Source organism: Virgibacillus alimentarius (assembly GCF_017874635.1).
GTDB lineage: Bacteria > Bacillota > Bacilli > Bacillales > Amphibacillaceae > Virgibacillus_B > Virgibacillus_B alimentarius.
In genome coordinates this window covers 1-17,397 of record NZ_JAGIKX010000003.1, presented here as the reverse complement: position 1 = coordinate 17,397, position 17,397 = coordinate 1, and the positions used below count along the sequence as shown (strand labels likewise).

The window sequence follows — 17,397 nt, the reverse complement described above, 5'->3', positions numbered from 1 at the left end:
ATTTACGCTCCTTTTGGCGTGTAAATTTGGTTGTTGCGTAGTAGCGCATCAACCAAACGCACAAATTTTCTTGCGGTTAGGGCGAGGGCTCTTTTATGCTGATGTTTCGGTACTTCCTGATACTTTTTCGCGTAATAATCTTTGTATTCGGGAATATGCCTTCTTATCGAGTTGGCGGCTTCAACCAGATAGTATTGATTCCCATTTCGTGTCAGGGAAGTATCCTCAGCCGTGAATCGTCCAGAGTAAATGTATTGCACTTATAGCTTAGATACTGAAGGAAGCGTTGTTTCTCTTGCGTAATTTGGCGCACGAATTGATATCTTGCCCGTGTCAACTGCTGAAGTGCAACGTATTGCTCTTCTTTAACAACGGTCATAGGCATACGACCGAACCGAAGGTAATCGGCGATGACAAAAGCATCAATTTCATCTGTCTTATTCATATCGCTGTTACTCTTTTTGAAGTTGGCAATCTGCTTGGGATTCATGACGTATACTTTAGCGCCCAGTGCCTGTAGATATTCATCATTGTCCAGAAACATGGATGGATGAAAACTGTAAACACTAGTGGACTCTAGCCCGATTCTTAAAACATCCACCGATTGTTCTTTAGCTATGTTAAGAACCTCATCTCGCAGGTGCGTAGCACCTGGCAGGTCATTAGCTACGGTGAAGGAATGAAGCTGATCTCCATCTCCATTCAAAAAACAAACCTTGATATCAAACGAACTCACGTCTAATCCGACAAATAATTTCATGGAATATTGCCTCCTTTCGATTTAGAATCATTGGAACTCGAATTTTGGACGCTCCGGGATATCCCTAGTGTGGACGTCGATCGGCAGCCTCGCCTATAAGTACTATCCTTGATTCAAAAGCGGCCCTGGAGCTACTAACATCTAGGTTTGATGCACAAGGTGCACAGCCTGCGTGTAGGAAGATCAGCACGTACATTACCTGGAACGGATGGCGGCGACTCCTGCGGAAATAGCGTGAGTCTTGAGACCCCGCAGGAAGTGGGTTTCTTCCGAGGAGGCTCAAGCCATGCCCGCGGAAAGCGTCCGCCAGTAGTGAAAGGTAACGTAGTTATCAACAATGAGATTTTTGTAAATTTGTAAGAGTTAATAGGCTGAAAAGAAAAGCTTAAATATACTATACGAGGGAGTGAGCAAATGAATCGAGTCATACGCGATATCATTTATATTATTATAGGTTCGCTTATCTTTGCAATCGGGGTTAATTACTTTGCCATTCCTAACCGTTTATCAGAAGGCGGAGTCATCGGAATTACTATTGTAACGTATTATTTATTTGGCTGGTCACCGGGACTTGTAAACTTTATTATTAACACCGTATTATTAGCAATTGGTTATAAACTTTTTACAAAGCGAATGACAGTTTATACGATGATATCCACCGTTTTTTCCTCGATTTTTTTACATGTGACTGTAAATATAGGCAAAGATTTACATGGAGACACATTATTAGCCGCTATTTTTGCTGGCTTATTTATCGGATTTGGAATTGGGCTAATGTTCCGGGCAGGTGGAACTTCTGGTGGTTCATCCATTTTGGCGAGACTGGCTCATCAATATTTTGGCTGGGGTATCGGTAAAGGTATGCTTATTATCGATATTCTTGTCATTCTCGGATCTGTTTTTATCATTGGACAGCAAAAAGCAATGTATACACTGATATCCGTTTACGTTGGGGCAAAACTGATTGATTTTGTTGTGGAAGGTGTTAATGAGCGAATTGCTGTTTTAATCATTTCCAGAGAACCTAAGGAAGTTTTGGAGCAAATAACGAATAACATGTCACGCGGACTAACCGTTTTGGAAGGCCGAGGTGGTTATACCGGTGCGGATAAGGAAGTACTTTATCTTGTCATTAATAAACAAGAAATTGTCCATTTGAGAAAAATTATTGAAACGGTTGATTCAAATGCTTATGTCACGGTACACAACGTACAGGAAATTGTAAGAAAGGGATATAAAAAAGTGCAATAATTTTATGTATAAATAAAGTCACCCGATAAAGGTGACTTTTATTATGCGAGCATTTCTTCGTCCTTATTATATTTTAAGATTCCTTCAGCTGCACGGTATGCCAGTGCTCCAACGGTGCCTGTTGGATTATAACCGCTATTATGCGGAAATGCAGATGCCCCAACAACAAACAGATTTTCCATATCCCACATCTGCAAATAATTGTTGACTGCTGAAGTATTCGGATCATCTCCCATGATGACTCCGCCTGTATTATGTGTTGATTGATAGGTGGTGATATTGTAAGGTCCGAGTTCTTCCATCGATTCGACGCGATCAGCACCCATTTCCTCTAAAATTTTATGTGCTTTACGTGCTGTGAACTTAGCCAACTGTCGATCTTGTTCTTTAAAATCGTACGTCATTCGAATTAATGGATCACCAAATGTATCCTTATACATTGGATCTAAATCCAAATAATGTTGTTTAAACGGCATGCTAGCCCCCATTGCACCAACTGATAATGTTTGGTTGATGTACTTCAGGGAATTTTCTTTAAACTTTTTTCCCCAAGTAGGAGAATCGGATGGAATCGGATTGCTTTGAATCGGTCTCTTCCCTGTCTGTGTCAAAGATAAATAACTGCCATGGATAAAATCGACATCTGAATGATCAAAATTGTCTCCATTAAAATCATCGATAACCATGCCTAATGCACCTGCACCGGCAAAGTTATTGAATTTTTTATCCTCGAAAAAACCAGTCGCATTCCCTTTGATGACTTGGTAGGCATAATTTTTCCCGATAACACCTTTTCCGGTGGACGGGTCATACGGTTTGCCGATTTCAGAATTCAGTAACAGCTTAGCGTTATTAAACACATAACTGGTTAAAACAACAATATCTGCTGGCTGTTCGATTTCTTCGCCGGTTGTTACATCGGTATAAAGTACACCAGTAGCTTTATTACCCTTATGTAATACCCTCCTTACCCATGAATGCGTCCTAAGATCAAATTTACCAGTCTTTTTTGCAACTGGGATGACAGTTACAACAGGATCCGCTTTTGCTCCATACTCACAACCAAAACGTTCACAAAATGCGCAGTATTCACAAGCAGCCCTAGATATACCGTCCGGATTTTCGTACGGCTCGGACAAATTAGCAGAAGGAACAGTAAAAGGATGATAATTTAATTTTTCGGTAGCTTCTTTGAACATTTTCATTTGTGGAGAATGTTTCATAGGAGGGGTTGGATACTTATCAGATCTTTTTCCGCCGAAAGGATTCTCCTCACCTGAAACACCAGCCATTTTTTCAAATTTATCAAAATATGGTTCCAGTTCATCATACGTAATACCCCAATCTTGAATGGTCATATCACCTGGTATTTTATCTTTTCCATATCGATCAATTGTTTTGCTACGAATCTCAAAATCATATGGCAGAAAGCGATAAAGCTGGCCGTTCCAATGAACGCCTGCCCCGCCTAAACCACTCCCCATTAGAAATGATCCATACTGCCTCATTGGCAGTGCTCGCATCCCGCTATTACTGCGAAAGGTAATGGTTTCCTTTGATAAGTCTTGGAATAATTCCCCTCTAACCGCATATCGTAATTCATCATGCGCCATGAAGTAATCTTCTGTTGTCCTTTCTTGCCCTCTTTCCAACCCAACAACGTCTAGTCCCTTTTTTGTTAATTCAGAAGCAATAATGCCTCCTCCCCAACCGACACCTACAATCACTACATCTTTCTTCGGCATTTTTTTAACCATGATATCACCCCATTTCGTTTTTTACATATGGTCCTGCAAGCTGGTTGGCTCGATTTTTTGAAAATCTTTCTCAATAATATCTTTATAACTCATAACATCTCCGGGATAATCTCTCATTTTCCAGCCACCCATATTGATATTTCCGCCATATAACGGATCACTATATAACCCTTCTAGCGTCATACTGCGAAGTAGATTAAAAAAACCGCTCGGTGAAATGGTAGCCAGTTTCACTTTATCTTGTTCAAAATCCTCTAAAACACCATCTTGTTGTTCATCAGATAAATCCGTAAAACCTTTATCATGTTTTTCATGGCTATAGTTTTGCATTTCACGTATGCCGAACTTAAATATTTCACGGCGTTTTAGTCTGCCTTGATATCCTTGAACTTCTTCACCATGAAAAAATGGAGGCTCCATGTAATCTCTTGCATTAAATCCATAAGAACCAGCCAATTGATGGTCAATATAATAAGCAACACCCAAATCTTTCGCTCCCGGTCCATGATCATCTTTTGGGAAAATACGTTCTGCTGCATCGTTAATAACATCAAATTCCACTTTCGTAAAATTCATTAATGCGCGATTATAGCTTTTATCGGTTTGAGGTGCTGTTTGTGTATCCTTTTTCGTTTCCTTGCGCCATGGAATTGCGCTTCCGATCACTCCACCAGCAGCAAGTCCTCCAACCGCTATACTGGAGTTTTTGATAAATCTGCGGCGGGATAATCTTTCCTGTTCACTTTTTTCCTTATTGTTATCTTTATCCATGTCTTTCACCTCCTCACTTCAGAACAGTTTTATTATGTCACCAAAATTAACCAATCATACATAAAAAATTCCGGGACAAAATATACCTAATCAATACTTTGGAGGTTAACTTATGAAAAGAATACCATTAGCTCTAATTATTGGTATTATTGTGTTTCTTGCTGCCTGTAATAACACGGATCCAAAGGCAGAGGAACCAAACCAAACAAATGAGCAAACTACAGAAAATCTTGCAAATGATCCACCGGCAAATAATGAGAACTTGGAAAACCCGCTCATTATACCAAGTGAATCTGGTAATAAAAAAGAAACGACAACTGAATACGGAACAAAATATAAAGGGATGGGAAATAATATATATAGCACCATCGGTTCATCCGTTATCCACGAAGGTGGCATTTCTTCCCATTTTGAGTCTGTTTTAAAAGGGAAAGGCATTACTGGGGTTAAAGTTTTTGTTGTAGATGACTCTGTTGTCTTAGCACGAAATAAAAAGGAAACAACTTCACATGAATACGATCAAATGCAACGTAACTTGCTAAGCGGAACAGAAGGCATGGCTGGTAAAGGAGAACTGAAAGGTGTAGAAGGCTCACAAAATGAGGATGAAAAGTCTTATGATAGCCTGGATCAAGCTAAAAATGAGATCAATGAGATGTTCAATGGGAATGTTAAAATTCTAACGGTTACTGATCCAGACGCTGTTGACCTTATTAATCGCATTCAAGACAATATTCATTCCTCATCATATCAAAAAGCATCTGAAGCTATTTTAAAGCTTTTAAAAATGGCACAGGAATCAAAACTTACAAATTAAAAAGGAGAGATAGTATGGGTCTAACAAACATTGGTATACCAGGGTTGATTATCATCTTAGTTGTTACATTAATTATATTTGGTCCAAAAAAATTGCCTGAAATCGGAGCTGCATTTGGCCAAACATTATCGGAATTCAAACGATCTGCCAGTAATCTGATAAGTGATCAAAGCGACCTAGAAAAGCAAGAGGAAACATCTTCAAAGGACTGATCACAATCAAAGAATTAATAAGGGGGGATGCGAACATGAAAGAGGCACATATTGATGGAAATCAGACCGTTATGGAACACATTACGGATCTCAGAAAAGCTATTATAAGTTCAGTCCTCTTTTTTGCTGCATGTTTTATCTTGTTTCTTATATTTATTAACCAAGTCATTCCACTACTTACGGAAGATAAACTTGTTATGCTGGGGCCGCTGGACGTCATACGTTTTTACGCAGGACTTGCTGGAAGTTTAAGCCTTGGGTTTTCTGCACCGTTTATTGGGTACCAAATTTGGAAATTTGTTAAACCCGCTTTAACAGAACAAGAAAGTAAAACCGCATTATCCTATATACCCGGCATTTTTTTCAGCTTTCTGACCGGGATTGCTTTTGGTTTTTTTATCATTTTTCCTACAGTATTTGGTTTTTTAATTAATCTGGGTACGAAAAATTTTGAAATGATGATTACCGCAAAAGAATATTTTTCATTTATGATGATGACAACAATTCCACTTGGGTTTTTATTTGAAATTCCGATCCTGCTGATGTTTTTAACAGCACTCGGTCTCATAACACCAACTAAATTAGGCAAAATAAGAAAGTATGCTTATATTTTCATGGCACTGATTTCCGCATTAATTACACCGCCGGATTTCATTTCGCAAATTATTGTGATGGCTCCATTGATCACCTTGTATGAGCTAGGGATTGTCCTTTCAAAAGTCATGTATAAGCGGAAATTGGATGCGGAAGGTCTGGCATAGGAATAACATATACTTCTAAAGCAAATGAAAACGTCACTGCTTCGCTTTGCTGAAGTGGTGACGTTTTATTTACAACTAAATCCATGATGCACACCCATAACTTTTATGGTATAATATTTGCATAATTACTAATATTACACTTACATTTGTTGTAAGCGCATTCATAAAAGGAGGTCTATTTGTGCAACTTGGATTGGTTCAAAAGCAAACAATGAATTTAGTGATGACCACAGAGCTAAGGCAGGCAATTGCCCTATTACAATATTCGACAATAGATCTATCCCAATTTATACAAGAACAAGCGATGGAAAATCCCTTAATCGAACTAGAAGATAAGCCTGCAGATATACATGTTGAGGAAAGATACGAACCTGTTTTTACAAGGTCTGGCAATTCTTCAGATGATGAGACAGTAAGTCCGCTTGATTTTATCAAAAGTGAATCTAACGGATTATGGGAAGATTTATTGGAACAGGCGCAATTTTTGAATGTTTCTAAAGAGGAACGTCTTATTCTGCATTACTTGATTCTTAATCTAGATGATAATGGCTATTTGCAGATAACAACTTCAGAGGTTGCACAACAACTTAAAATCAGCCAGGAGAAAGCGGAGAAAAGCATTCAGACGCTTCAGCAATTAGAGCCAATTGGAGTAGGGGCCAGAAACTTACAAGAATGCTTATTGCTGCAAGCAAAAGCATATTACCCGGACGAACCGATCATTTGTGAAATTATTACAGATCATCTTGAGTTACTTGGAAATAAAAAATGGCAGGAGCTTTCACGCTTACTGAATATATCGCTGACAAAAATTAAAAAAGTGGCGGATTGCATTCAAACACTTGATCCTAAACCATGTTCTGGAATGTCTAATCCATCTCCTGCAAATTATTTATATCCTGATATATTAATAGATAAAGAGAACGAGAAATATATTGTATCTTTGAATGATTCGTACCTGCCAAAAATGAACGTCAATCAAGAATATATGAATCTAATCAACAATAAAAACGAAACTTCAAAGTATGTAAGTGATCAATATAAACGCTTTATGTGGCTCGTAAATAGCATTGAACAGCGTCGAACTACCATACTAAAAATCACGAAGGTCATTGTGGAAAAACAGCGCAGTTTTTTAGAAAATGGATTATCCTCTCTTCAAGCGATGACCATGAAAGAGGTAGCAGATGAAATTGATATGCATGAATCTACCGTAAGCCGTGCTACAAGTAATAAAGTAATTCGGACACCGGCGGGGTCCTTTGAAATGTCACAGCTGTTTTCTTCCAAATTAGGTAAAAGCGATGGCAATAATGCTTCTTCGACTAGAGTTAAATTTTTACTGAAGCAATACATTGATGAGGAAGATAAGCGAAAGCCTTACTCCGATCAAAAAATTGCTGATTACTTTAAAAAGAAAAATGGCATTACGATCTCAAGAAGAACAGTTGCAAAATACCGGGAAGAATTAAAAATTTTATCTTCAGCGAAGCGGAAAGAAATCATTTGAGACGTTTAAAAACGTACTTTACAATCTATCAAAAACACCCTGGGTTCCATCTTAGAATCCAGGGTGTTCTCCTTCTTATGTCTATTGAAAAACTTTTAATTCGACTGTATTTCGCCTTAAGAATCCGGGTTTTACTTCATATCCAATTCCCGGGCCTTCTGGTACATCGACATACCCATCCTTCATCACAACTTCCGGTGAAATGATGTCTTCTTCCCAGTATCTGGAGGAAGACGCAGTATCTCCTGGTAATGTAAAGTTTGAAAGCGAAGTGATCGCAATGTTATGCGCTCGTCCTACTCCTGACTCAAGCATTCCTCCACACCACAAAGGAATACCCGCTTTGTCACACATATCATGGATGCGCTTTGCTTGTGTCAAACCACCGACACGGCCAACTTTCATGTTTATGATTTTACAGCTGCCGATTTCGATCGCTTGCCGTGCATTTTCATAAGAATGAATACTTTCATCAAGACATACGGGTGTCTCTATTTGTTTTTGCAATGTTGCATGATCAATGATATCTCCAGCAGTTAAAGGCTGCTCGATCATCATCAAATCATACTTATCCATCTTCTTTAATGTATCTACATGATCCAATGTGTAAGCAGAGTTAGCATCAACCATCAGCGGAATATCCGGGAAGTTTTTGCGAACCTCATGCAATACATTCAAGTCTTTTCCTGGCTTTATCTTTATTTTGATACGTTTGTATCCTTCTTCTGTTTTTTCCTTGATATTCTGGAGTAAATCATCAATATCATCTTCTATTCCGAGACTGATGCCGACATCAACCTTCTTCTTTGTACCTCCTAACGCATTTGCAAGTGATTCTCCTCTCGTTTTCGCATAAAGATCCCATATCGCACCTTCAAGCGCTGATTTAGCTAAGTTATTTCTTTTAAACGGCTGAAATTTTTCCTGTAATTCATCAGGGTGGTTGATTTCCTGTTTCACCACGAGAGGAATCAGATTATCTGCCAGCATATGCCATGCGGATTGTGTAAACTCTTCAATATACAGAGGAAGTTCCGATGTCACGCATTCTCCCCATCCTGACAGCCCATCATCATTCTTCGCTTCTATAATTAGAAATAATCGATCTTGCTCTGTTCCAAAACTAGTTGTAAATGGATTTTTCATTCGCATTTGAATTTTATACATGACTACTTCACTAATTCTCACGTAAGTCTCCCCTTTTTCCTATTCCTATTTTGACTACATAAATAGCATAACAAAAATCAAAGAACCTCGCTCCTATGTATGGTTGTATAAATAAATACACTTGCACTAAATTATAATGAAGGATATAGTGTATTACAAATTCAGAAGAAATATCTTCAAAGGGGGCACTAACGGTGAGTAAGGTAGAGAGGAATGTTCTGGAAACATTTCAGTATCTGCATCATAACGCAGAGATCAGCTGGGAAGAAATAAATACAACAACATATATAGCGGATGTATTAGAAAAAAGCGGCTGTGAGGTAACGACTTTTGAGGATTGCACAGGGGTCATTGGTGAATTTGGCAAATTTGATGGATCAGTGCCTGTTATCGGGATTCGCGCCGATATGGATGCACTTTGGCAAGAAGTAAACGGAACATTTCAAGCGAATCATTCTTGCGGTCATGATGCACATATGGCTATTGCTTTGGGTGTACTTTGGAAGCTTAAAGAACATCCTCAATTAGACAATAAAGTAGCAATTAAATTTATTTTTCAGCCTGCGGAGGAAGAAGCTGCTGGAGCTTTAAAAATGGTTGAAAAAGGGGTTGTAGACAATGTCGATTATTTGTTTGGAATTCATTTACGACCGGAGCAGGAGACAAAAATGGGACACGCAACGCCAGTTATTGTCCACGGAGCTGCATGGTCGTATACAGCAGAAATAAAAGGCCATGATGCTCACGGCGCAAGACCGCATTTGAATACGAATGCTATCGAAGTAGGAACGGAAATTGTAAATATGTTAGGTAAGATTCATATGAACCCCCGCGTCCCATATTCAGTTAAAATGACTAATTTTCATGCAGGGGGCAAAAGCACAAACATAATTCCCGGAAACGCCTCTTTTTCAATTGATCTAAGAGCGCAAAATAATGAAGTGATGGAAAAACTGGATCAGAAAGTCCATGCAATTTTCCGTGCAGTAAGGGAAATCTATCAAGTGGATATTCGAATTACCGATAAAAACGGCATTGCTGCGGCAAAAACAAATGAAGAAGCGATCAATATCATGCATAGTGCAATTGAACATACACTAGGCCATGCACATGTTGACCCGCCGCTAGTCACTCCAGGGGGAGATGATTTCCATTTTTACACGATTAAGAAACCTACCCTAAAAGCCACAATGCTAGGACTTGGATGTAACCTTAAACCAGGTTTGCACCATCCGGACATGACATTTAATCAAGATGCTCTGATGCATGGTGTCCATATCTTATTTCAGGCTATATTACAAACCTGCGCCATTCGGATATAAAAGGAAGAGCAACACTTCTAAAATAGTGCTGCTCTTCAGAGAATTATTTACTAAGCACATAGTAATGCACGGATGCATGAGAGCCTCTTTCTAATCTGGTAACCACCCATCCGTCTTCTAAGTAATGCTTAAAAATTTCACGCGTCGCCATTCTCCATTCCTTCGCGATATCGATATTTGAAGCTTTTATTTCTTGAAAATGCTGCGGTACTGGAACAAGCAGCTTTGTACAACCTTCCCCTGCATTCAGATTGACATGTTGAGGGCGCGGGAATCCCTCTTTGCTGACTGCTATATCCACTAATAAGGGGAAGGATTGCTTATTGGTTTCAAAAATTTGTTCCTGATTGGAAATCGTATGTTGTTCATCCATTCGCCATTCTACTAAAAACCGGTCTGATGGAAGTCCAGCATTTAATTTATCTGGGAGTTCCCCATAACAATTCTCTATATACTGTGTACAAACGCCGCCTAGCTTGCTTAAATTGAGGTAACCATTCACTGTTTCAAGCGGATCATACGTCCATACAATGAATTGATAGCCCAATTCGATTGCTTTTTCCCTCTGTTTGAGCTTTATTTTCTCTCCAATTCCAAGCTTTCTATATTTCGGATGAATCCCTAAATTATGGGAGCATAAGTATATGTCTGAGCCATCAAAGCCTGGAAAACTAAATTGAAAACCGATCAATTCCGATCCGATAAAAGCACCGATTGCCAGTCCCCCATGCTTGATAACGGTACTGCTTTGGTGAACCGGAATCGGATCATCATCTTGCCAAATCATCTTCTCCAAATTTCTGACCTTAACTAATTCTTCTATCGTATTCAATGCACGTATTTCTATTTTTTCTTTCCATGAATCTGCCACTATTTATCTTCCCTTCCTTCTTGCAACTAATATAAAACGCGATATAATCGATCGACCGCTTCAGGTATTTGCTCTTCTTTTATATTTGCAAATCCCAATACCAATTCGATGGTAGCTTTCTTTTTATCTATATTTTTTAATTGAAAACGCCTCATAGAGTATACTTCAAGCTTTTCTTCTTTGATTCTTCTTTCAAAACGCTCATAGGAGATCTTCGTTTGAAACTTAGCCAAAAAATGCAAGCCAGCTGGAATGTTATCAATCGTAACAAGATGTCCGAATCGTTTTTCTATTTGACGAATTAATATTTTTCTTTTCAACTCATAAAGGTGATTCATTCTTTTTAAATGTCGTGCGTACCCCCCGGTCTCAACAAAATAATGCAGTGTATATAAAGCGAGTGAATTGCTATTTTGCATCAGATTATAATGATAATTACGATACGCTTTTAACATATTAGGAGGCAGAACCATATAACTGATCCGCAGCCCAGGGAGGATCGTTTTTGAGAATGTTCCGGTATAAATAACACGATGATTTCGATCCAGGCTTTGTAATGACGGAATATGATCTGTTTCATATTTGAATTCACTATCATAATCATCTTCAACAATATACCTGTTAAAACCTTGTGTTGACCAATTTAGTAATTCGATGCGTCTTGATATTGGCATTATTTTCCCTGTTGGAAACTGATGGGAAGGCGTTACAAATAAAAAATTGATGTCGGACTCTATTTCCTTCATATCAATTCCTTCTTCATCCAAATGCAGCGTCCGAACGTCAAAACCCATATTTTTTAATAATGTATAAATACGAGAATATCCAGGGTCCTCCATCGCTACAACCGTATCATTTTGCTTGATTTCCATTAAAGCACGAATCAACAATTGTGTTCCCGCTCCAATCACAATTTGTTCAGGCTCACAAATGACACCACGTGACATGGCAATTATATTTGAAATTGTTTTTCGAACCAAATAAGGTCCTTGAGGATGAGGGAGTTCGGATAATTCTTTTTTATGATTTTTTATTGCTCTTTGCTGGCATTTCATCCATTCACTAAAAGGAAAAGCAGATACATCCGATGTCATATGAGAAAGAGAAAGCCATCCTTCTTCATCATGAACTGTTTCCTTTAGATCAGACGGTAATTTATGTTCCGTTGATGCTTCCTGATGGATAAACGGTGTAATATTTTCTACGTAATATCCTTTTCTTTCCTTTGTATAAATATATCCTTCAGCAAGCAGTTGTTCGTATGCATTTGTAACGGAATTTACACTTACGTTTAATTGTTCTGCCAGTTTTCGTTTTGACGGTAATTTTTCATTTGCTTTTAATTTTCTATTTAAAATATGATATTTTAGTTCTTCATAAATTTGCTGATAGATATAGCTCCTATTCTTATCTTTTTCGAATGAAAAAAACATAATATCCCCTCAATCTGGTACTTAAAATCTTTCTAAACTGGTTCTTTTCATTATACCAGATAATTGTCATACTTGTTAATATAATCAAAATAAGAGGAGGAGTTTTTGATGACGACATCTTTTGTAACAACCAATGATTTACAAGCTAAGAGAGAGAAATATGTTCCCCGTGGTGTCAGTAACGGGAATATAAATATTGCATCCCATGCCACTGGATCAACTGTAACAGATATGGATGGGAGGGAGTGGATTGATTTTGCAGGTGCAATTGGAACCTTAAATGTCGGTCATACACATCCGAAAGTAACGGAAGCTGTAAAAAATCAAGCAGATAAGTTCTTGCATCCCGGCTTTAATGTCATGATGTACGAAGGATATATTAATCTAGCTGAAAAATTATGTAGTGTTACACCTGGCAGTTTTGATAAACAAGCCATTTTATTTAACTCTGGAGCTGAAGCGATTGAGAACGTTGTAAAAATCGCTCGCCGCTATACAGGTAGACAAGCTGTCGTATCATTTACCCGTGGCTTTCATGGCAGAACAAATTTAACGATGGGCATGACTAGTAAAGTAAAACCATACAAGTTTGGATTTGGCCCATTTGCTCCGGAAACTTATCAAGCACCATTTCCTTACATGTATCACAAACCGGATAATATCTCTGAAGAACAATACATTGATCAGAAAATGGAAGCATTTAAAGACTTTTTCCTTTCCACAGTTGCCCCAGAAATGGTATCTTGTGTAGTGATGGAACCAGTTCAAGGTGAAGGCGGGTTTATTATACCTCCTAAAAAATTCGTACAGTTTGTAAGCGATTTCTGCAAGCAACATGGTATTCTATTTGTTGCAGATGAAATCCAAACAGGCATTGGTCGAACAGGTAAACTATTTGCAATTGACCACTTTGATGTTGTTCCGGATTTAATGACCGTTTCAAAATCTTTGGCCGCCGGTCTACCATTAAGTGCTGTTGTTGGCAGAAAAGAAATTTTAAATACCGCGGGTCCGGGCGAATTAGGCGGAACATTTGCAGGAAATCCAGTTGCATGTGCTGCTGCATTAACTGTTTTTGATATCATGGAGGAAGAAAAGCTGCTTGAGAGATCAGAAGAAATCGGCCAAAAAATGGAAGCGGCATTGAAAGAACTGGCTGAAAAACATGACTATGTTGGTGATATCCGCCGTTTAGGATCGATGGTTGCAGTTGAATTAGTTACTGACCACTCAAGTAAGCAGCCAAACAAAGCAAAAACAAGTGAAATTGTTAAATATGCAAATGAACATGGACTCTTGCTTCTTTCTGCAGGTTTAAAAGGAAATGTTATCCGCTTCCTGGCACCACTTGTTATTACAGACGAAGAATTATCAAAAGGATTCGAAATCTTGGAAAAGGCCTTTGCATAGTTTTTAAAAAATTGGCTGTTTTCATTAAGATTGTTGCTATTTTAATCAAAATGAACCTCTCAGCATCGAAAATATGCGAGACTCCCACAAGAAGAACAAAATAGGCAAGATCCGCAGGCGTGGGACAAGCTGAGAAGGCTTGACACCTGCCCGTAGACAGCGAGGATATTTCCACTGCGTAAGTTAAAAACAACAATCCTTACAACGAATAGCGTAAAATTGAAAAGAGGAAAGGGGTAAGTATGATGTCAATCAAAGTAAACAATCCTGCTACTGGAGAATTAATTGAAGAAGTGAAAATCGATTCAGAGGAGGAAATTAAACAGGCCATCAAAGAATGTCATGATGGATTTAAAAAATGGTCGAAAATTAATGCGCATGAACGTTCACGCCTACTGCGCAAATGGTCAGAGAAAATTCAGGAAAACAAAGAGGTTATCGCAGAAATAATGACGAAGGAAAACGGAAAACCTTTGCATGAATCGTTAGGCGAAGTAAATTATGCAACAAGTTATATTGATTGGTACGCAGAGGAAGCAAAAAGAATCTATGGTCGAACCATTCCAGCGAACACAGAATCAAAGCGAATTGTCGTGAGCCGTCAGCCGATCGGACTTGTTGCAGCAATTACACCGTGGAATTTCCCAGCAGCAATGATGACAAGAAAAGCTGCGCCAGCTCTAGCTGCCGGCTGTACATTTATTGTAAAACCCGCTGTTGAAACACCTTTAACGGCTATTAAAATAGTGGAGCTAGCATATGAAGCTGGTATCCCAGCGGATGCGATCAAATGTGTTAATGGCCGCGGCAGTGTTGTAGGAGATTTATTTACAGACAGCGAGTACATCCGTAAAATTACATTCACTGGCTCCACACCAGTAGGAAAAACATTAATCAAAAACAGTGCCGATACGATTAAACATGTCACAATGGAATTGGGTGGGCATGCACCACTGATTGTCGCTGAAGATGCTGATCTGGACTATGCAGTTAAACAAACAATTGGAACGAAATTTAGAAATGCGGGACAAACTTGTGTCTGCGCAAATCGCCTCATTGTTCATGAAAATATCGTAGATGCTTTTTCTGAAAAGCTAACACAGGAAGTTGAAAAACTGAAGGTTGGAAACGGACTGGAAGAAGGAACAGACATTGGACCTATCATCAATAAAAAAGGGTACGATAAAATTGTTGAACAAGTAAACGATGCCGTTGAAAAAGGTGCTGACGTGCTTATCGGTAACAAGTATGACCAAGATAATGAAAAAGGGTATTTCTTCGTTCATCCAACGGTACTTAAAAATGTGAATGATGAAATGGAAATCATGCATGAAGAAACATTTGGCCCCGTAGCACCGATTACAAGCTTTAAAGATCTTGAAGAAGCGGTAGAAATCGCAAATAGTACACCATATGGACTTGCTGCTTACTTCTTTACAAATGATTATCGCACAGGAACATACTTACACGACCATCTTGATTTTGGTATTGTCGGATGGAATGACGGCGGACCTTCTGCTGCACACGCACCATTTGGCGGAATGAAAGAAAGCGGTCTTGGACGTGAAGGCGGAATCGAAGGTATTGAGCCTTATCTAGAAACGAAATATTTATCCGTTGGGAACCTATCATAGATAGATTAATAGGAGCTGCCTGTATCGAGGACAGCTCCTATTCTTATGAAAGATCCCAGTATTGTGATTGAATTTCTTTCGCTTTTTCTATTGCTTTCGATTGATTAAAATAAAAAGGTCCCTCATGGAAACCATGATCAAATGGATCCCCCACCCCACTTTGTTTTCCGCTGAGTGCTTCTAAAACCTTTAATGTGCAAAACGGTACATATGCTGTACTATACCCCCCTTCATGACAAGCAACTAGTCGTCCATTACAATGCTTATCAGCTAAATCCTTTATCTTTAAAGCCATTTGATAAAAGCCTTCTGCTGTCACTAGCATTCTTCCTAAAGGGTCAAAGCGACTTGGATCTTGGCCAGCAGAGACTAAAATTAATTCGGGCTGGAATTGATTTGTGATTGGTTCAATGATTTGCTCGATCGTATAATTATACCCTTCATTACCTGTACCAGCAGGTAATTCAATGTTTACATTATACCCTTCCCCATCATCCTCACCTGTGTACGTCATTTCCCCTCGATTTTCCGGAAAAATATTTTCCTGGTGAATCGAAATAAATAAAACATCAGAATCAAAACGAAAAGCACTTTCTGTTCCATTTCCGTGATGCACATCCCAGTCCAGGATTAATATCCGTTTTAATCCATATTTTTTTCGCGCATGTTTTGCTGCGATGGCAATATTATTGAATAGGCAAAATCCCCATCCCATGTCATATTCCGCGTGATGACCCGGTGGGCGAGTGAGAACATATGCATTTTCCACTTGATTATTCATGACAGCGTCTACTCCAGTAATTGCGCCCCCAGCCGACAGCAATGCAATTTCAAAGGAATTTGGACCTACAATAGCACGTTTACCCGCATCCCCTGCCCCCGCATCACTTAGCGTTTTAACGCGATCGATGTATTCGCTTTTATGATTCATTTTAATTTCCTCTCGCGTTGCAGAGCGGGGTTCTATTTGTTCTAATTCTTTTATAAATTTCGATCGATCCAGCAAATTTTTAATACGGCGTTTCGATTCTGGACTCTCCGCATGAATATCTTCCTGAATCCAACCGCCTGCATTTAAATTCAACGCACCATTGCCTGTCTGGTGCCAAAAATAGCTTTCATCCCATATGAATCCTGTTGATTTTTGCATTAAGATTCTCCTTTGATTACAGAATAAACTTTTATTGTAATGATAATAAATACCCAATTTATTATCTTGCTTTATCATGTATATGGCTACAATGGCAAAACATGTTTATACAATCTATTGCCAAGTATTCAATGATGAAAGCAATAACATGACATTAACTAAGCTGCTATAAACATATATTACTGTATATCACAACTGCAGCCACCCACCATAAATACTCTATTCAAAGATAAGTGGCACTTCCCTTCGAAGTGCCACTTTATTTCTATACGTTTATTCCTGTTTTTAATAAGGCCTCCGCATCGTCATAAGGAAGTTGATGCGATTCAGCTACACCTTTAAAGGTAACATGACCTTCTAGCGCGTTCAGTCCTTTTAGTAGTGCAGGGTTATCAAGACATGCTTGTTTGTATCCTTTGTTTGCTATTTGCAGTGCATAAGGTACCGTGACGTTGGTCAGTCCGATTGTTCCAGTGCGAGGAACTGCTCCTGGGATGTTCGCTACGGTATAATGAACAACACCATGCTTGGTAAATGTAGGATCATCATGACTGGTAATTCGATCACTAGT

The 17,397-nt window shown here is 38.8% G+C and carries 15 protein-coding genes and 2 pseudogenes; 8 read left to right on the top strand and 9 right to left on the bottom strand.

Going from position 1 to position 17,397, the window contains the following annotated elements:
- Nucleotides 1-2: 2 nt before the first annotated feature.
- Both J2Z81_RS16150 and J2Z81_RS03310 read right to left on the bottom strand, forming a co-directional pair.
- A pseudogene (locus tag J2Z81_RS16150) lies at nt 3-245 on the bottom strand (IS110 family transposase); the annotation flags it as partial.
- Entirely contained in the window at nt 212-760 is a 549-nt protein-coding gene (locus J2Z81_RS03310; RefSeq protein ID WP_404976531.1) for an IS110 family transposase, read from the bottom strand. The pseudogene J2Z81_RS16150 and the gene J2Z81_RS03310, both read right to left, overlap by 34 nt.
- Before the next feature lie 414 nt (nt 761-1,174).
- On the opposite strand from J2Z81_RS03310, the gene J2Z81_RS03305 reads away from it, so the two are divergent.
- Entirely contained in the window at nt 1,175-2,011 is an 837-nt protein-coding gene (locus tag J2Z81_RS03305) for a YitT family protein (RefSeq protein WP_226370711.1), read from the top strand.
- Between the two features lie 41 nt (nt 2,012-2,052).
- Here J2Z81_RS03305 and J2Z81_RS03300 read toward each other — a convergent pair whose 3' ends face one another.
- Together J2Z81_RS03300 and J2Z81_RS03295 are read right to left on the bottom strand one after the other, a co-directional pair.
- Entirely contained in the window at nt 2,053-3,768 is a 1,716-nt protein-coding gene (locus J2Z81_RS03300; RefSeq protein ID WP_226370710.1) for a GMC family oxidoreductase, read from the bottom strand.
- 21 nt (nt 3,769-3,789) lie between these two features.
- On the bottom strand, nt 3,790-4,539 hold the full coding sequence (locus J2Z81_RS03295; protein WP_226370709.1) for a gluconate 2-dehydrogenase subunit 3 family protein: 750 nt from the start codon (nt 4,537-4,539) through the stop codon (nt 3,790-3,792).
- 112 nt (nt 4,540-4,651) lie between these two features.
- On the opposite strand from J2Z81_RS03295, the gene J2Z81_RS03290 reads away from it, so the two are divergent.
- The 4 genes from J2Z81_RS03290 (at nt 4,652) to rpoN (ending at nt 7,839) form a co-directional block, all read left to right on the top strand.
- Entirely contained in the window at nt 4,652-5,356 is a 705-nt protein-coding gene (locus J2Z81_RS03290) for a hypothetical protein (protein WP_226370708.1), read from the top strand.
- A 14-nt stretch (nt 5,357-5,370) separates the two neighbouring features.
- A complete protein-coding gene (gene tatA / locus J2Z81_RS03285; protein WP_226370707.1) occupies nt 5,371-5,568 on the top strand; it encodes a twin-arginine translocase TatA/TatE family subunit in 198 nt (65 codons plus the stop codon).
- A 35-nt stretch (nt 5,569-5,603) separates the two neighbouring features.
- Complete coding sequence (tatC, locus tag J2Z81_RS03280) at nt 5,604-6,329, top strand: twin-arginine translocase subunit TatC (protein WP_226370706.1); 726 nt, start codon at nt 5,604-5,606, stop codon at nt 6,327-6,329.
- A 181-nt stretch (nt 6,330-6,510) separates the two neighbouring features.
- Nucleotides 6,511-7,839, top strand: coding sequence for an RNA polymerase factor sigma-54 (gene rpoN, locus J2Z81_RS03275; RefSeq protein ID WP_226370705.1), 1,329 nt, complete (start codon nt 6,511-6,513; stop codon nt 7,837-7,839).
- 81 nt (nt 7,840-7,920) lie between these two features.
- Here the strand turns inward: rpoN and menC are convergent, their stop codons facing one another.
- Nucleotides 7,921-9,027, bottom strand: coding sequence for an o-succinylbenzoate synthase (menC, locus tag J2Z81_RS03270; protein WP_226370704.1), 1,107 nt, complete (start codon nt 9,025-9,027; stop codon nt 7,921-7,923).
- Nucleotides 9,028-9,200: 173 nt separating this feature from the next.
- On the opposite strand from menC, the gene J2Z81_RS03265 reads away from it, so the two are divergent.
- Entirely contained in the window at nt 9,201-10,328 is a 1,128-nt protein-coding gene (locus tag J2Z81_RS03265; protein WP_226370703.1) for a M20 peptidase aminoacylase family protein, read from the top strand.
- Nucleotides 10,329-10,371: 43 nt separating this feature from the next.
- Here the strand turns inward: J2Z81_RS03265 and J2Z81_RS03260 are convergent, their stop codons facing one another.
- Together J2Z81_RS03260 and gabR are read right to left on the bottom strand one after the other, a co-directional pair.
- Nucleotides 10,372-11,199 (bottom strand): GNAT family N-acetyltransferase, encoded by an 828-nt coding sequence (locus tag J2Z81_RS03260; RefSeq protein ID WP_226370702.1) that lies wholly within the window; start codon nt 11,197-11,199, stop codon nt 10,372-10,374.
- A gap of 26 nt (nt 11,200-11,225) precedes the next feature.
- Entirely contained in the window at nt 11,226-12,632 is a 1,407-nt protein-coding gene (gene gabR, locus J2Z81_RS03255) for a MocR-like transcriptional regulator GabR (RefSeq protein WP_226370701.1), read from the bottom strand.
- 108 nt (nt 12,633-12,740) lie between these two features.
- On the opposite strand from gabR, the gene gabT reads away from it, so the two are divergent.
- Both gabT and J2Z81_RS03245 read left to right on the top strand, forming a co-directional pair.
- The gene (gabT, locus tag J2Z81_RS03250) at nt 12,741-14,042 is read left to right on the top strand and encodes a 4-aminobutyrate--2-oxoglutarate transaminase (RefSeq protein WP_226370700.1); all 1,302 of its coding nucleotides are present in this window, start codon (nt 12,741-12,743) and stop codon (nt 14,040-14,042) included.
- Nucleotides 14,043-14,284: 242 nt separating this feature from the next.
- Nucleotides 14,285-15,676: an NAD-dependent succinate-semialdehyde dehydrogenase gene (locus J2Z81_RS03245; RefSeq protein ID WP_226370699.1), complete on the top strand. Its 1,392-nt coding sequence runs from the start codon at nt 14,285-14,287 to the stop codon at nt 15,674-15,676.
- A 43-nt stretch (nt 15,677-15,719) separates the two neighbouring features.
- Here the strand turns inward: J2Z81_RS03245 and J2Z81_RS03240 are convergent, their stop codons facing one another.
- Nucleotides 15,720-16,826 carry a class II histone deacetylase gene (locus J2Z81_RS03240; protein WP_226370698.1) on the bottom strand — a complete coding sequence of 369 codons (1,107 nt, stop codon included), beginning with the start codon at nt 16,824-16,826 and terminating at the stop codon, nt 15,720-15,722.
- A 265-nt stretch (nt 16,827-17,091) separates the two neighbouring features.
- Nucleotides 17,092-17,397: pseudogene (locus tag J2Z81_RS03235) on the bottom strand (alanine dehydrogenase); the annotation flags it as partial.

Coding starts and splice junctions, on each gene's coding strand:
- J2Z81_RS03310 (WP_404976531.1), bottom strand. CDS start 760: ATGAAATTATTTGTCGGATTAGACGTGAGTTCGTTTGATATCAAGGTT.
- J2Z81_RS03305 (WP_226370711.1), top strand. CDS start 1,175: ATGAATCGAGTCATACGCGATATCATTTATATTATTATAGGTTCGCTT.
- J2Z81_RS03300 (WP_226370710.1), bottom strand. CDS start 3,768: ATGGTTAAAAAAATGCCGAAGAAAGATGTAGTGATTGTAGGTGTCGGT.
- J2Z81_RS03295 (WP_226370709.1), bottom strand. CDS start 4,539: ATGGATAAAGATAACAATAAGGAAAAAAGTGAACAGGAAAGATTATCC.
- J2Z81_RS03290 (WP_226370708.1), top strand. CDS start 4,652: ATGAAAAGAATACCATTAGCTCTAATTATTGGTATTATTGTGTTTCTT.
- tatA (WP_226370707.1), top strand. CDS start 5,371: ATGGGTCTAACAAACATTGGTATACCAGGGTTGATTATCATCTTAGTT.
- tatC (WP_226370706.1), top strand. CDS start 5,604: ATGAAAGAGGCACATATTGATGGAAATCAGACCGTTATGGAACACATT.
- gabR (WP_226370701.1), bottom strand. CDS start 12,632: ATGTTTTTTTCATTCGAAAAAGATAAGAATAGGAGCTATATCTATCAG.
- gabT (WP_226370700.1), top strand. CDS start 12,741: ATGACGACATCTTTTGTAACAACCAATGATTTACAAGCTAAGAGAGAG.
- J2Z81_RS03245 (WP_226370699.1), top strand. CDS start 14,285: ATGATGTCAATCAAAGTAAACAATCCTGCTACTGGAGAATTAATTGAA.
- J2Z81_RS03240 (WP_226370698.1), bottom strand. CDS start 16,826: ATGCAAAAATCAACAGGATTCATATGGGATGAAAGCTATTTTTGGCAC.